This is a genomic window from Aliamphritea hakodatensis (genome assembly GCF_024347195.1).
Lineage (GTDB): Bacteria > Pseudomonadota > Gammaproteobacteria > Pseudomonadales > Balneatricaceae > Amphritea > Amphritea hakodatensis.
In genome coordinates this window covers 3534967-3550075 of the sequence record NZ_AP025281.1, presented here as the reverse complement: position 1 = coordinate 3550075, position 15109 = coordinate 3534967, and the positions used below count along the sequence as shown (strand labels likewise).

Sequence of the window (15109 nt, the reverse complement as noted above, 5' to 3'; positions counted from 1 at the left end):
TCTGTTTTACGCGGATGTTGCTACCGGGGGCCGCCGGGTTAGTATGTGTGTGGTTGAAACAGGGGTATGGGATGGTGGCCATGGGAATAGGGAAGAAAGTGAATGTTAGATGAGCCACAGATGCTGCTGATTGTGCTGCTGGTATTTCTGTTTGCAGGTACGGTTAAAGGGGTTGTGGGGCTTGGACTGCCGACGATCAGTCTGGCCCTGATCTTACTGGTGTCTGATTTGCCGACAGCAATGGCGCTGTTGCTGGTGCCTTCATTTGTGACCAATGTCTGGCAGGCTCTGAGCACCGGCAATGGAGAGGCGGGGCAAACCCTTAGGGTGTGGCGGCGGGTCTGGCCGTTTATGTTGCCCGCTACATGTCTGGTGTGGTTGGGAGGGCAGGTATTAGCGACGGTTGATTTCTCTTATCTGACCCGCTTGCTGGGCGTACTGCTGGTGCTGTACAGCATAACCGGGCTGGCAGGATTGCGGTTTGATATAAACCGGTTGGCTGCAGGCTGGCATTCACCGCTGGCAATACTGGTGGGGAGTGTTAACGGTGTACTGACCGGCATGACAGGGTCTTTTACGGTCCCCGGAGTGATGTATCTGCAGGCACTGAATTTGTCCCGTGACGAGTTAATGCAGGCGATGGGTATGCTGTTCAGCCTGTCTTCGCTGGGGCTGGCCGTTACCCTGCAGGGCAATGGTATGCTGACGGCTGAGCACGGGCTGATGTCTCTGAGCGGATTATTACCCGCGATGGCGGGGATGTTTATTGGCCAGAAAATCCGTCAGGGGCTGTCGGCGGAGGCGTTCAGAAAAGCGCTGTTTATCGCGCTGTTACTGCTGGGGCTGTATATCCTGCTATGAGGAAAAGCGGCCATCCAGAACGGGCTGAATGGCCGTTTAATTATGTATTCAGGCGCTGAGCAGCTGTTTGCCTTTGGCGCTGAAGTTTTCCATCTCTTCCTGCGGTACAAATAAACCGCCGGTGGTCCAGAGCAGATGGGTGCTGTTATCGAGCTTATCGCTCAGTTGCAGCGTGTTCAGATAAGCTTGCCCTGCCGGGGTGCTGGTCAGCATATCCGGGCCGGTGAAACCTGCAGCGGCAGAAGGTTCGATTGAAATACCTTCGTGCTGTTGCAGCTGATAAAGGTATTCGAACAGCCGGTCATCACCAACGGTGAAGACGCCATCCAGCAGGGTGTGCATCATTTCACATACCCAGGGTGAAGCTTTACTCACCGCCAGACCGTCGGCTTCGGTGGCAACTTTGAGACCGAAGTCATAGACGCTTTGAATTTCGGTGTGTTCCTTCGCCTGCAAGCCTACCAGTACACAGGGCGCTTCAACCGGCTCAGCAAAGAAGCAGTGTACATGGGGACCGAGAATCAGGCGCAGGCCGTAGGCGATACCGCCCGGTGCGCCACCGACGCCGCAGGGCAGGTAAACAAATAACGGATGTTCAGCACCGACGCTGATATCCGCATCCTTAAGTTGTTGTTGCAAGCGCAGGGCAGCAACCGCATAACCGGTGAACAGTTGCTGAGAGTTTTCGTCATCGACAAAGTAGCTGTTCGGATCGGCATCGGATTCTGCCCGGCCGGCGGCAACAGCAGCACTGTAGTCATCCTTATGTTCAACCACTTTGACACCGCGTTTACGCAGGCGGGTTTTCTTCCATTCTTTAGCTTCAACGGACATATGCACGGTGGCCTTAAAGCCCAGCGCGGCGCTGATGATACCGATACTCAGGCCCAGATTGCCGGTACTGCTGACGGCAACTTCGTACTGGCTGAACAGGTTTTTGGCGGCTGCAGATAACAGTTTCAGATAATCGTCGTCGGTGTCTGAAAGGATACCGTGTTCAAGTGCCAGAGTTTCACTGTGGCAGAGTACTTCATAGATGCCGCCACGGGCTTTAACTGAGCCGGCTACTGGCAGTGCATGATCGCCTTTTATGAACAGCTGTCCGGGCAGCTCCGGATAAACGTTTGCCTGTAAAGCCGCTACCGGCTGCAGGGCTGATTCGATCAGTCCGCCGGCTTCCTGAAGTTCCGGGAACAGTTGTGTCAGTAACGGGGCGAAACGGCGCAGCCGGTTATCGGCATTGCGGATGTCGTCAATACCAAGTGGCAGGCCGGCATCAAAGCTGGCCTGACGGTGCGGGTTGACCCACAAAAACGGACTGCCCTGGCGAATCTGGCCGGCAGTATCAGCAGACGGATGCATTATTGTATGTCTTCTTTTACAGATTAGCGCGGATGGCTCGGGCTGATTGGCAGTGAAAGGGTTTCTTTCACTTCTTCCATGACGATATAGCTCTTGGAGTTCTTTACTCCAGGCAGTGTCAGCAGCATTTCACCCAGCAGTGCCCGGTATTCCGACATGTCGGCAATGCGTGCCTTGATCAGGAAGTCGGCATCACCGGATACCAGGTGGCATTCCTGTACATAGGGCAGGGTAGCAACTGCCTGATTAAATTTCTGGAAGGCATCAGGAGACTGGTAAGAAAGGGATATCTCGACAAATACCAGCATGCCGAACCCCATTGCCTGGGGATCAATGCGGGCGTAGTAGCCCTGGATCAGACCGTCTTTCTCTAAACGCTTTACCCGTTCCATGCAGGGAGTGGTACTCAGACCCACTGTATCAGCCAGATCTACGTAGCTGATCCGGCCGTTTTTTTGCAGGGTGTTAAGGATATTCAGGTCAATTTTATCCAGCTTGCGTTTGAGATGGTTTTTAGTCAGAGCCATAAGATTTTCTACTTTTTGAATCCTGAAGGGTTATAAACCTGAAAATTTACGTATTACAAAATAATAAACTACGAAAGCTGCAATATACTAGCTGAAAAGTTTGTTAGCAAATTTTTTGCTTTGGAAGTCGAGAGGCTCAGGTGGGGTGCAGTGGCTGTTAAGTATAGCCCTGACGGATAGTTTAACCGATCTTTCAGGTGGATTCCTTTGATTCATAAAGGTTCCTGAAACTTGATTGCCGGTATCTGTTTGCCCCTCTGCAGGCTCCAGTTAATTATAAAAATAGTAAAAGGTAGTGCAATGCAGATTGTTATTTTGGGCAGTGGCGTCATTGGTGTCACCAGCGCGTGGTATTTGGCCAAAGAAGGTCACGAAGTGACCGTTGTTGACCGGCAGGGTGCACCGGCGATGGAAACCAGCTTTGGTAATGCCGGCCAGATTTCACCGGGCTATTCTGCTCCCTGGGCTGCTCCGGGTGTACCGTTGAAAGCGATCAAGTGGATGATGCAGGATCTTGCCCCGCTGATGATCAACCCTAAAGTAAATGCCAACACCCTTAAGTGGATGAGCAAAATGTTGGCAAACTGTACTCAGAGTTCTTATCACGTTAACAAGGCCCGCATGATGCGTCTGGCTGAGTACAGCCGGGACTGTTTCCGCGATCTGCGTACGGAGCTGGATATTGATTATGAGCAGCGTACCGGCGGTACGTTGCAGTTATTCCGTACCCAGAAACAGGTGGATGCGGCAGCCAAAGATATTGCGGTGCTGGAAGAGTGCGGCGTGGATTACGAAGTACTGGACAGCGATGGCTGTGTCAGCCGTGAACCTGCACTGGGTCAGGTAAAAGAAAAGATTGTCGGTGGCCTGCGTTTGCCGGGTGATGAAACCGGCGACTGCTTTAAATTCACCAACGCGCTGGCGGAAGAGTGTAAGAAGCTGGGCGTTAAATTTATGTTCGACACAGACATTGACGGCCTGTTGAGCGACGACACCCAGATTGTCGGTGTTAAAACCAGCAAAGGCACACTGACTGCCGATCGTTACCTGATGTGTATGGGCAGTTACTCGACGCTGCACCTGGCCAATGTGGGTGTGGTTGTGCCGGTTTATCCGATTAAGGGCTACTCGTTGACACTGCCGATTATTGATGAGAGCAAGGCGCCTGTATCCACCATTATGGATGAAACTTACAAGGTTGCTGTGACCCGTTTTGAAGACCGTATCCGGGTTGGCGGTACGGCTGAAATTACCTCTTACAACACCGAGCTGATGGAAAAACGTCGCCGTAATGTTGAGCATACGGTGTCGGATCTGTTCCCGGGCGGGGGTGATGTGGCTAAGGCTGAATTCTGGACCGGCCTGCGTCCGATGACGCCGGACGGCACGCCGATTCTGGGTGGCACCCGTTACCCTAATCTGTACCTGAATACCGGTCACGGTACCCTGGGCTGGACCATGTCCCTGGGCTCCGGCAAGTTTGTTGCCGATGTTATCTGCGGTAAGCAAACGGATATTGATCCGGAAGGTATGTCAGTGGCCCGTTACGGTCACAAATAAGTGGATTAGCCGATCGCACAGGGGCAGATTATTCCCTGTGCGCTGCGGTTTTTAGCCGCTATAATCCAGCTTCTCATAGGTTCTGTGCCGGCCTGATGATATCTGTCAGGCCCGTAAATTTTATTTTTAAGGAGCAGTAAAATGCCGACAAAAACAATTATCGCGACTGAAAAAGCGCCTTCTGCTATCGGTACGTATTCTCAGGCAGTTAAAGTTGATAACACGGTCTACATTTCCGGTCAGATTCCTCTGAACCCTGAAACCATGCAGGTTGAAGACATGGCGTTTGAAGCGCAGGCGGTTCAGGTATTTGAAAACATGAAGGCCATCGCAGAAGAAGCAGGTGGCTCTATGAATGATATCGTTAAAGTGACTATCCTGCTGAGCGACCTGGCTAACTTTGCACAGGTTAACGAAGTCATGGCCCGTTATTTCTCTGAGCCATACCCTGCACGTGCTGCTTACGCGGTTAAAGCACTGCCTAAGGATGTGGACATCGAAGTTGAAGCCATCATGGTGGTTGGTTAATTTCGCAGGATTCTCTGTTAAGCGCGGGTGTAGCGCTTAACCGGTGAACAAGTGATAAACCGGCCTTTGAGGGCCGGTTTTTTTTATTTCAGACTCCCGATGACAAGTGCCGGAGTCTGGCTGATTTAAGGTAATAAGAACATATGAGTCGTGCTGCCAAAATTCGTGTAGATCTGGATGCCATCCGGCATAACTTCCGTCTGGCCCGCTCCCTGAGCCCGAGCAGTAATGCTGCGGCGATCATTAAAGCTAACGCTTATGGTCACGGTGCCGTTGAAGTGGCTAAAGCACTGGAAAGCGAAGCGGATGCTTTCGGGGTTGCCTGTATCGAAGAAGGTGTGGAGCTGGTGGAAGCCGGTATCAGCAAGCCGGTTCTGCTGCTGGAAGGTTTTTTTGAAGCCAGTGAGCTGGAGTACATCAGCGAGAACGGTATGTGGACTGCTATTCACAGCCTGCAGCAAATTGATGTGCTGGCCGAAGCTAAGCTGAGCAAGCCGGTTAAAGTCTGGCTGAAAATGGATTCTGGCATGCACCGTCTGGGTGTTGCTCCGGAAGATTATCAGTTGGCGTACCAGCGTCTGACTGCGCTGGATAATGTATCTGATGTGATTCTGATGAGCCACTTCGCCAGCGCCGATGATCCGAATGACAGCATGACCACTAAGCAAATGGAAATCTTTGATGCCCATACCCAGGGCATTGATGCGCCAAACAGCATTGCTAACTCGGCCGGTATCCTGGAGTGGGGCGATGCCCGCCGTGACTGGTTGCGTCCGGGGCTGATGCTGTACGGTGCGACACCGTTTGAACAGGCACAGGACAATGCGGATAAGCTGATTCCGGCAATGACACTGACCTCTGAAGTGATCGCTGTACGTGATGTTCAACCGGGTGAAACGGTTGGCTACAGCGGTACCTGGACCCCGGAAGAGGGCGTTGCCCGTGTCGGCACTGTTGCGCTGGGTTATGCAGACGGTTATCCCCGTTATGCGGGTACCGGTACGCCGGTGCTGGTTAATGGCCAGCGTTCACGCATCATCGGCCGGGTATCTATGGACATGCTGGCGATTGATCTGACCGGAATCGAGGGTGCGGATGTTGGCACTGAAGTAGAATTCTGGGGCAAGGATCTGAAAGCGGCGGAAATCGCCGGTTATGCCGGAACCATTCCTTATACACTGTTTACCGGCATTACCCGCCGGGTGCACAAAGAGTATGTGAACAAGTAATCTGCTGAACTGACAGATAATAAAAAAGGAGCCGTCGGCTCCTTTTTTTGTGTACGTCTGTACGCTGTCTCTGCTGATCAGGCTTCTTTCGCCAGTGCCAGCGCGGCGTCATTCAGCGGGGTGGTGTCGTCTACATTCTTAGCCTGCATATCGGCATGGTAAGAAGAACGGACCATCGGGCCGCTGGCGACACTCTTGAAGCCAAGCTCATAGCCCAGTACTTCATATTCCTTGAATTCTTCCGGTGTGACATAACGTTCCACAGCCAGGTGGTGCTTGGTTGGCTGCAGGTACTGACCAATGGTGATCATATCAACGTTATGGCTGCGCAGATCGCGCATCACTGCAAGAATTTCTTCTTTGGTTTCACCCAAACCGACCATCAGGCCGGACTTGGTATCTACCTGCGGATGGCGGTCTTTGAACTGTTTCAGCAGGTCCAGTGACCACTGGTAATCAGCTCCTGGCCGTACCTGCTTATACAGGCGCGGTACGGTTTCCAGGTTGTGATTAAGAACGTCCGGCACGTGTTCACTGAGGTTATCCAGTGCCACTGCCATACGGCCACGGAAGTCCGGTACCAGCAGTTCTACTTTGAGATCAGGGTTCAGCGCTCTTGCTTCCTTAACACATTCGGCAAAATGGCCGGAACCGCCATCACGCAGATCGTCACGGTCAACAGAGGTGATTACGACGTAGCGTAACCCCAGCTTGTTGATCGTTTCAGCAACGTTTCTTGGCTCTTCAGGGTCAAGCAGCATAGGCTTGCCGTGAGCCACGTCACAGAACGGACAGCGACGGGTACAGATCGCACCCATGATCATCAGTGTGGCGGTTTTGTGGCTGAAACATTCAGCCAGGTTAGGGCAGGAGGCTTCTTCACACACGGTATGCAGTTTCAGGTCGCGAAGCTGCTTCTTTACTTTTTTAACATTGGCATTGGATTGCGCATCAATGCGGATCCATTTCGGTTTACGCAGGCGCTCACGGCTCGGGTCCGGTTTGATCTTCAAACGGGCCATCTTGGATTCGCCTTTTAAATCTTTAAGTGCCGGCAATTCCTGAACAGGGATAAGCTCCATAGCGGTTACCTATGCAAAGTTAAAACAAGAAAAAAAGAGAGCCAGGGTATTGCAGGCGTAGCTGAGAGGCAAGCTCGCTCACGAGGCTCTAAAAATATGCCCTAGAGACTAAGGCATTTGCTTCGGAAGTGCATAATCTCACCGAGTGTGACCCCGGTGAGACTGTTAACCGCGATAGTAGCGTTGTTCGATGAATGGTGCTTTGGACACCACCATAGGCAAAGCTTTACCGCGGACGTTAGCATATACTTCAGTGCCCAGAGCTGCGTGCGCAGTTGCGACATAACCCATGGTAATTGGCACACCCAGAGTCGGTCCGAAAGAACCGCTGGTAACTACGCCGATCTTGTTACCTTCCGCGTCGGTGATGTCAGCGCCTTCACGGATAGGGGCTTTACCCTGAGCAATCATGCCAACGCGCTTGCGGCTGATGTTCTTGGTCGCGATCTGTTCGAAGATGATGTCAGCGCCAGGGAAGCCGCCAGCACGTTCGCCGTCTGCACGGCGACACTTGCTGATCGCCCACAGCAGGCTGCCTTCAACAGGGGTAGTGGTCTGATCCAGGTCGTGGCCGTACAGGCACAGGCCGGATTCCAGACGCAGGGAGTCACGGGCACCCAGGCCGATTGGCTCAACTTCAGGCTCAGCCAGAATGCGGCGAACCAGGGCTTCAGCCTGATCACTCGGGATAGATATTTCGTAGCCGTCTTCGCCGGTGTAACCGGAACGGCTGATCAGGCAGTCAACGCCGTCAATGGTCAGTGCACGGGAATCCATGAATACCAGATCGTGTACTTCAGGACAGATGCGACCCAGTGCTTCAGCAGCCTTCAGGCCCTGCAGAGCGACCAGAGAGCGGTTTTCCATGATTTCCAGGGTTACACCGTCAGACAGGTTTGCCTGCAGGTGAGCGATGTCCTGCTCTTTGCAGGCAGCGTTAACAACCAGATACAGGTGGTCGCCGTAGTTAGCAACCATCAGGTCGTCCATGATGCCGCCTTCTTCGTTGGTGAACAGCGCGTAACGCTGCTTGCCAACGGGCAGATCAATAATGTCTACAGGTACCAGCTTTTCCAGTACCGCTGCAGCGTTTTGACCAACCAGCTTTACCTGACCCATGTGAGAAACATCAAACAGACCGGCGTTGTCACGGCAGTGCAGGTGTTCTTTCTTCACACCTAATGGGTACTGAACAGGCATATCATAACCCGCGAAAGGTACCATTTTCGCGCCCAGTTCCAGGTGCAGGTCATACAAAGCTGTTTTGTGCAGTTCAGACATTGCTATCTCCGATAGATGCATGGCAGCCAGTGGCAGGCCATTGCGGTTGTACAAATACTGCGGTCAGTCAGTAAACCGACCGCGGCTTATTCAGATTTATGGGAAATACACTATTCAGTGAGAGACTGAGGATAATGCATTTTCCATAAATCAGCCTTAACCTGGATCAGGATAAGGCTGAAGGGATCAGATAACCGCAGTTAGCTGATCGGGTACAGATTAACCGTTTTCTTTGTTGTCAAAGAATTCCCGGGTCAACTTGAATACGATCGGGCTCAACAGTGCCAGAGCGATCAGGTTAGGAATTGCCATCATAGCGTTCAGCGTATCCGCTACCAGCCAGATGAAATCCAGGCTAACTACTGCACCTAAAGGTACAGCCAGGATCCAAAGTACACGGTAAGGCTTAACTGCTTTCACACCGAACAGATATTCGATAGAACGCTCACCGTAGAAAGACCAGCCGATGATTGTAGTGAAGGCGAAGATAGCCAGAGAGATTGCAATCAGGTAGTTACCCAGGCCAGGCAGAGCACTTGCGAATGCCGCAGATGTCAGCGCTGCACCGGATACACCTGAAGTCCATTCACCGGAGGTAATGATTACCAGACCTGTGATAGAACAGATGATCAGTGTATCAATGAATGTACCCAGCATTGCGACCAGACCCTGACGAACAGGACTCTTGGTTTGCGCAGCAGCGTGTGCAATAGGCGCAGAACCCAGACCTGCTTCGTTAGAGAATACACCACGTGCAACACCGAAGCGGATCGCCATCCACACAGCAGCACCTGCGAAACCACCTTCAGCAGCAGTACCAGTGAACGCGTGAGTGAATACCATGTCCAGCGCAGCAGGGATCGCTTCAGAGTTGATACCCAGAACGATCAGACCGGCAGTCAGGTAAGCAATTGCCATGATAGGTACCAGAGAACCGGCAACATTACCGATACGCTTGATACCACCGATCAGTACCAGACCAACCAGAACCATCAGCACAACACCTGTTACCCAGGTAGGGATGCTGAAGTTAGCGTGGATAACGTCTGCAACAGAGTTAGACTGTACAGTGTTACCGATACCGAAAGCAGCTACCGCAGCGAATACTGCGAAAACAGTACCCAGCCAGGCCCACTTGTTACCCAGACCGTTTTTGATGTAGTACATCGGGCCACCAACATGGTTGCCTTCTTCGTCGACTTCACGGTATTTAACCGCCAGAACAGCCTCGGAGTACTTAGTAGCCATACCTACCAGAGCAGTACACCACATCCAGAACAGGGCGCCAGGGCCACCCAGAAATACCGCTGTAGCAACACCGGCAATATTACCAGTACCTACAGTCGCAGAAAGCGCAGTCATCAGCGCCTGAAATGGAGAGATCTCGCCCTCTTTTTCTTCACCTTGTTCGCTGGTACGGCCTTTCCAAAGAAGGCTGAAACCTGTACCCAGCTTAAGGATTGGCATCAGACGTAAACCTAACATCAGGAATAAGCCGACACCTAAGATCAAGACCAGCATCATTGGACCCCAAACGATGCTATTAATCTCACCAATAATCGAAGTTAACGTTTCCATAAAGGAGACTCCAGAAGGTTTTATTGTTGTTGTTAACCGACAACCCCTGGACGGGTCGACGGTTTTGAAAATCAGTTCCCGGTCAAAGCTTAGTCGATTTCTGGAGAAGTGATTTCCTCAGAAAACTTTTTTGCGAAAACAGAAAATTAATTTCCAATAGGAAACAAGATACACCACAAGGAAATATTTTTCCAACCCAAAATGGCGTAAAACCTGTTCTTTGTCAGCCAGTCCGGAAATATGTCCAGCGATTTGTCTTTAATTACAAGGGACTAAAGTCGTAAGGGGGAATGAAAAAAATCTACAAAACGACCTGAAATGGTGCATGTTTCCTAAAGTAAACGGAAAATCAGAGAATCTGTGCATTCCTGCCGGAGGGCAGGGCTGCGAGCAGGTATGTTTCTTTTTGGAAAAGCTGACGTATCAGCTGTTTTTGTATGAAATGCACAGGAATGGCGGTTATTGCCGGCCCGGCGGGGCGGTTACCGGGCGCCTGTAATAAAGAAGCAGCAGGCAGGCATTACAGGATCTGAAGTTGTGGTGTGTCAGGGGAGAGCTGTTAACAGAGGGGGGGTTGCTGCTTAATTAAGCAGTAACCCACAGTACTTCAGCGTCTTCTTCGCTGGTAGAAACCAGTGCATGACCCATTTCGCAATCATAGTAAGCGCTGTCACCGGTGTGCAGTTCAATGGGCTCATAGAACTCAGTGTAAAACATGATGCTGCCACTGATGACGAACAGGAACTCTTCACCGTCGTGGCGAATCCAGTCCTGGTATTCGTCCCATGAATGGGTGCGGACTGTGGTACGGAACGGTACCATTTTTTTACTGCTCAGCTGAGTGGCCAGCAGTTCATGCTCATAGGTTGGCGTCGGGTGGGGGCGACCTTCACCTTTACGGGTGATATCGCGGCGGCCACCGCTGCCGGGTGCTTTCTGTTTTGGCTGGCTGAACAGCTGGGGAATATCAATGCCCAGGCCTTTTACCAGCTTGTTAACAGCGGTGAAGGTAGGGGAGATCTGTTCATTTTCGATCTTTGACAGAGTTGAGCGTGCCAGACCGGTCAGCTTGCTGGCTTCTTCTAAGGTCAGATTTTGACTTAAGCGGATTTCACGAACCCGTTTACCCAGTTCAAGCGGCTCCACCATTGCTTCAGCATTGGGAGACTGGGTACTGACTTCCAGGGTTTTTTCAGATTGCAGAAAAGACGGTTTTTCGGACATATTTTTTTACCATAACGATCAGGGTGTTTTTGCCAAAAGTGTCACTGAAAATCTTCAGCGTATCCTTCATCAAAAACAGGTGTACAAGCATAGGTTCAAACAATAAGCACGTGTGGTCACGTTGTAATTATTAAGTTAAAAACACATCTAAGTCTCTGTTTAGCAAACGCTATGTTTACTGCCATTTGACCCAGACAAATCAATATGCCCTGCCAGCAATATTACACAAGGCAGCAATCCTTGAAAAGTGAATAACCTTATAGGCGACGCGAATAGACACAAAGGTGTCCGTTTACTCAAAAACAAGATGTTTCCTATAAGAAACTTTTTGTTGATTTTGGAAATAAGTGTTGCTAGTCTGAGAAAACTATAGTTTATGTTGCGTTGTTTCGCAGATAAGAATCAGACAGGTGTTATGAAACACTGCCTGAGGTAGCCATATAAAAGATGGCTGTCTGACGGAACAGCTTGCAGATACAGCCGACAGGCACATGCTGTAAGAGCTTTCAATAAAGGCTCTTTTAATAATAAGAGTGAACGTGGCAGCGCCACGCAGGTTATGACAATGCCGTTAAGTATTTTTGACTTATATAAAGTAGGTGTGGGGCCCTCAAGTTCTCATACAGTTGGACCGATGGTCGCGGCAAACCGTTTCCTGGATTCACTCGACGCATTACAGCTTATGGATCAGATCGCCAGCGTTAAAGTAGCGTTATACGGTTCCCTGGCAATGACCGGTGTGGGCCATGCAACCGATGTGGCGACCATGGTCGGGTTGCTGGGCGAAGCCCCGGATACTGTAGATCCGGACATGATTCCACAGTATATCCGCGAGATCGAAGCGCAGGGTGTGATCCGGCTAGCGGGTACACATGCCGTACCTTTTATTAAGTCTGAACATCTGCCGTTCCATTTTGGCGAGTCTTTGCCCAAGCATCCGAACGGAATGCGCTTCTTTGCCTATGATGCCGCCGGTGTGATTTTACATGATGCTATCTTTTATTCTGTCGGCGGTGGTTTTGTTCTGAGTGACGCCGAAGCCGATCAGCAGGGGGCCGGTGCTGAACCGGCTGTTCGCGTGCCATATCACTTTGATAATGGCGAAGAGCTGCTTGCGTTGTGTGACAGCAATAATATGACCATCGCAGAACTGATACAGAAGAATGAACTGGCGTTCCATGATCAGCAAACGGTGACAGTCAGGCTGCGTCAGATCTGGGATGTAATGGACGCCTGTATTAAGCGTGGCTGCAATGAAAAGGGTGATTTACCCGGTGGCCTGGATCTTAAACGCCGTGCACCTGTTTTATATCAAGAACTGCAGGATGATAGTCAGGCAGCATTACAGGATCAACTGGCCGTCATGGACTGGGTTAACCTGTTCGCCATTGCTGTGAACGAGGAAAACGCTGCCGGAGGCCGCGTGGTGACTGCTCCGACGAATGGTGCGGCAGGTGTTATTCCGGCGGTTCTGGCCTACTACGACCGTTTTGTACCGGGTGCCGATGAAAAGGGCATCTTTGATTTTCTGGCAACATCAGCAGCTATTGGCATGCTGTATAAAAAGAATGCCTCGATTTCGGCAGCTGAAGTGGGCTGTCAGGGTGAGATTGGTGTTGCCTGTTCCATGGCGGCCGGTGCGTTATGCGCAGTCATGGGCGGCACGGTTCAGCAGGTGGAGAACGCCGCTGAAATCGGTATGGAACATAACCTGGGGCTGACCTGTGATCCGATTGCCGGTCTGGTGCAGGTGCCCTGTATTGAACGAAACACGATGGGAGCGGTGAAGGCGATTAACGCTGCCCGCCTGGCGCTGCGAGGCGACGGTGAGCACCACGTTTCCCTGGATTCAGTCATCGAGACCATGCGTCAGACAGGGCTGGATATGCAAGATAAGTATAAAGAAACGTCCCAGGGCGGTTTGGCTGTTAACGTTGTTGCCTGTTAACAGCGGCCTGCTAATGCTGTGGAATAAAACTAAGAGCGAGTGTTAAAAATGAGTCATAACGATCAGGCCCTTGAAGCCTTTTTCAGCCAGGATCTGGCAGCTGCTGATGCCGAGCTGATGGCATCTGTCAACGAAGAGTTTGTCCGTCAGGAAAACCAGATCGAGCTGATTGCTTCTGAAAACATTGTTTCCAAAGCAGTGATGCAGGCGCAGGGTACTGTACTGACTAACAAGTACGCTGAAGGTTACCCGGGCCGTCGTTACTACGGTGGTTGCGAGTACGTTGATAAGGCAGAAGGCCTGGCAATTGAGCGTGCTAAAACGCTGTTCAACTGTGAATTCATTAACGTTCAGCCGCACTCCGGTGCTCAGGCGAACGGCGCGGTTATGCTGGCGCTGCTGCAGCCGGGCGACACTGTTCTGGGTATGTCTCTGGATGCCGGTGGTCACCTGACGCACGGTGCACGTCCTGCACTGTCTGGTAAATGGTTTAAAGCAGAACAGTACGGTGTGTCTGAAAAAGACTGCCGTATTGATTACGATGCGGTTGAGAAGCAGGCAGTTGAATGCCAGCCTAAACTGATCATTGCTGGCGGTTCTGCTATTCCACGTGAAATTGATTTTGCCCGTTTCCGTGAAATCGCTGACAAGGTTGGCGCATACCTGATGGTCGACATGGCGCACATCGCCGGTCTGGTTGCGACAGGTGTACACCCAAGCCCGCTGCCACACGCGCACGTTGTGACAACGACTACTCATAAAACCCTGCGTGGACCACGTGGCGGTATGATCCTGTCTAACGATCTGGATATCGGTAAGAAGATTAACTCTGCTGTATTCCCGGGTCTGCAGGGCGGTCCTCTGATGCACGTGATTGCTGCAAAGGCTGTTGCATTCGGTGAAGCGCTGCGTCCTGAATTTAAAACGTACATCCAGCAGGTTGTTGCTAACGCACAGGCGCTGGCTGAGGTTATGGTTGAGCGTGGCTGTGCGGTTGTCACCGACGGTACTGACACTCACCTGATGCTGGTTGATTTACGGCCTAAAGGCCTGAAAGGTAATGCGGTAGAAGACGCTCTTGAGCGTGCCGGCATTACCTGTAACAAGAACGGTATTCCGTTCGACTCTGAAAAACCAATGATCACGTCCGGTATCCGTCTGGGTACACCTGCCGGTACCAGCCGTGGTTTTGGTGAAGAAGAATTCCGCTTGATCGGTAATCTGATCAACGATGTCTTGGACGGCTTAGTGGCTAACCCTGACGACAATTCTGAGGTAGAGGCCAAGGTTCGCACCCAGGTGGAAGCTTTGTGCCAGAAATTCCCTCTTTACCGTTAATCTGAATATTACTTAAGGAAATTAAACATGAGCATTCCTGCAAACTATCGCTTCGCCCCTAGCCACGAGTGGGTTCTGGACAACGGTGACGGCACCGTAACAGTTGGTATTTCTGACCACGCTCAGGAGCTGCTGGGTGACGTTGTATTCGTTGAACTGCCTGAAGTTGGCCGTGAAGTTGCTGCTGGCGAAGAGTTCTCTCTGGTTGAGTCTGTAAAAGCGGCTTCTGACATCTACGCTGCAGTTGGCGGTGAAGTTGTTGAAGTGAACGAAGCGCTGGAAGACGAGCCGGATCTGGTAAACAGCGAGCCTTTCGAAGGCGGTTGGATTGCTAAACTGAAAGTGGCTGATGCTGCTGAACTGGAAAAGCTGCTGGATGCTGAAGCATACGCAGCAACGATTGCCGAAGAAGCCTAAGGACTCCCTGTGTAGATCAGATGGTTTGGGCACCGCTCTTACACGTTCACGGTTGAGAGTCGAACCGTCTGATCTGTATACATTAGGTAAAAGTTTAAGTTCTTTGGCAAACCGCGGGCCGGACGCTCAGCCCTCATGAGCACCGGCCCGCACCCCCTACGGGGATGCAGGGCA

13 protein-coding genes are annotated in these 15109 nt (G+C 51.5%); 7 read left to right on the top strand and 6 right to left on the bottom strand.

Annotated elements, in window-relative coordinates:
• Positions 1-102: 102 nt before the first annotated feature.
• Positions 103-861 carry a sulfite exporter TauE/SafE family protein gene (locus PCI15_RS16285; RefSeq protein ID WP_271270986.1) on the top strand — a complete coding sequence of 253 codons (759 nt, stop codon included), beginning with the start codon at positions 103-105 and terminating at the stop codon, positions 859-861.
• 48 nt (positions 862-909) lie between these two features.
• Here PCI15_RS16285 and dsdA read toward each other — a convergent pair whose 3' ends face one another.
• The gene (gene dsdA, locus PCI15_RS16280) at positions 910-2223 is read right to left on the bottom strand and encodes a D-serine ammonia-lyase (protein ID WP_271270985.1); all 1314 of its coding nucleotides are present in this window, start codon (positions 2221-2223) and stop codon (positions 910-912) included.
• A 23-nt stretch (positions 2224-2246) separates the two neighbouring features.
• Positions 2247-2750, bottom strand: a complete 504-nt coding sequence (locus PCI15_RS16275) for an Lrp/AsnC ligand binding domain-containing protein (protein ID WP_205658237.1) — start codon at positions 2748-2750, stop codon at positions 2247-2249.
• A 300-nt stretch (positions 2751-3050) separates the two neighbouring features.
• Between PCI15_RS16275 and PCI15_RS16270 the strand changes: the two genes are divergently transcribed.
• From PCI15_RS16270 to alr, 3 genes are all read left to right on the top strand, one after another.
• On the top strand, positions 3051-4310 hold the full coding sequence (locus tag PCI15_RS16270) for a D-amino acid dehydrogenase (protein WP_271270984.1): 1260 nt from the start codon (positions 3051-3053) through the stop codon (positions 4308-4310).
• Between the two features lie 141 nt (positions 4311-4451).
• Positions 4452-4838 (top strand): RidA family protein, encoded by a 387-nt coding sequence (locus PCI15_RS16265; RefSeq protein WP_205658239.1) that lies wholly within the window; start codon positions 4452-4454, stop codon positions 4836-4838.
• 143 nt (positions 4839-4981) lie between these two features.
• Positions 4982-6067 (top strand): alanine racemase, encoded by a 1086-nt coding sequence (alr, locus tag PCI15_RS16260; protein WP_271270983.1) that lies wholly within the window; start codon positions 4982-4984, stop codon positions 6065-6067.
• A gap of 77 nt (positions 6068-6144) precedes the next feature.
• On the opposite strand, the gene lipA is transcribed toward alr, so the two are convergent.
• The 4 genes from lipA to PCI15_RS16240 all read right to left on the bottom strand — a co-directional run bounded on the left by lipA (position 6145) and on the right by PCI15_RS16240 (position 11232).
• Complete coding sequence (gene lipA, locus PCI15_RS16255; protein WP_271270982.1) at positions 6145-7149, bottom strand: lipoyl synthase; 1005 nt, start codon at positions 7147-7149, stop codon at positions 6145-6147.
• Positions 7150-7314: 165 nt separating this feature from the next.
• Positions 7315-8430 (bottom strand): glycine cleavage system aminomethyltransferase GcvT, encoded by a 1116-nt coding sequence (gene gcvT / locus PCI15_RS16250; protein WP_271270981.1) that lies wholly within the window; start codon positions 8428-8430, stop codon positions 7315-7317.
• 219 nt (positions 8431-8649) lie between these two features.
• Positions 8650-10008, bottom strand: coding sequence for an alanine/glycine:cation symporter family protein (locus tag PCI15_RS16245; protein WP_271270980.1), 1359 nt, complete (start codon positions 10006-10008; stop codon positions 8650-8652).
• Between the two features lie 585 nt (positions 10009-10593).
• Positions 10594-11232: a helix-turn-helix domain-containing protein gene (locus PCI15_RS16240; protein ID WP_376787818.1), complete on the bottom strand. Its 639-nt coding sequence runs from the start codon at positions 11230-11232 to the stop codon at positions 10594-10596.
• A 565-nt stretch (positions 11233-11797) separates the two neighbouring features.
• Between PCI15_RS16240 and PCI15_RS16235 the strand changes: the two genes are divergently transcribed.
• The 3 genes from PCI15_RS16235 to gcvH are packed head-to-tail and all read left to right on the top strand — an operon-like array spanning position 11798 to position 14935.
• Entirely contained in the window at positions 11798-13180 is a 1383-nt protein-coding gene (locus PCI15_RS16235) for an L-serine ammonia-lyase (RefSeq protein ID WP_271270979.1), read from the top strand.
• A 48-nt stretch (positions 13181-13228) separates the two neighbouring features.
• Positions 13229-14518: a serine hydroxymethyltransferase gene (locus PCI15_RS16230; protein ID WP_271270978.1), complete on the top strand. Its 1290-nt coding sequence runs from the start codon at positions 13229-13231 to the stop codon at positions 14516-14518.
• Positions 14519-14545: 27 nt separating this feature from the next.
• Positions 14546-14935 carry a glycine cleavage system protein GcvH gene (gene gcvH / locus PCI15_RS16225; RefSeq protein WP_271270977.1) on the top strand — a complete coding sequence of 130 codons (390 nt, stop codon included), beginning with the start codon at positions 14546-14548 and terminating at the stop codon, positions 14933-14935.
• Positions 14936-15109: the final 174 nt, after the last annotated feature.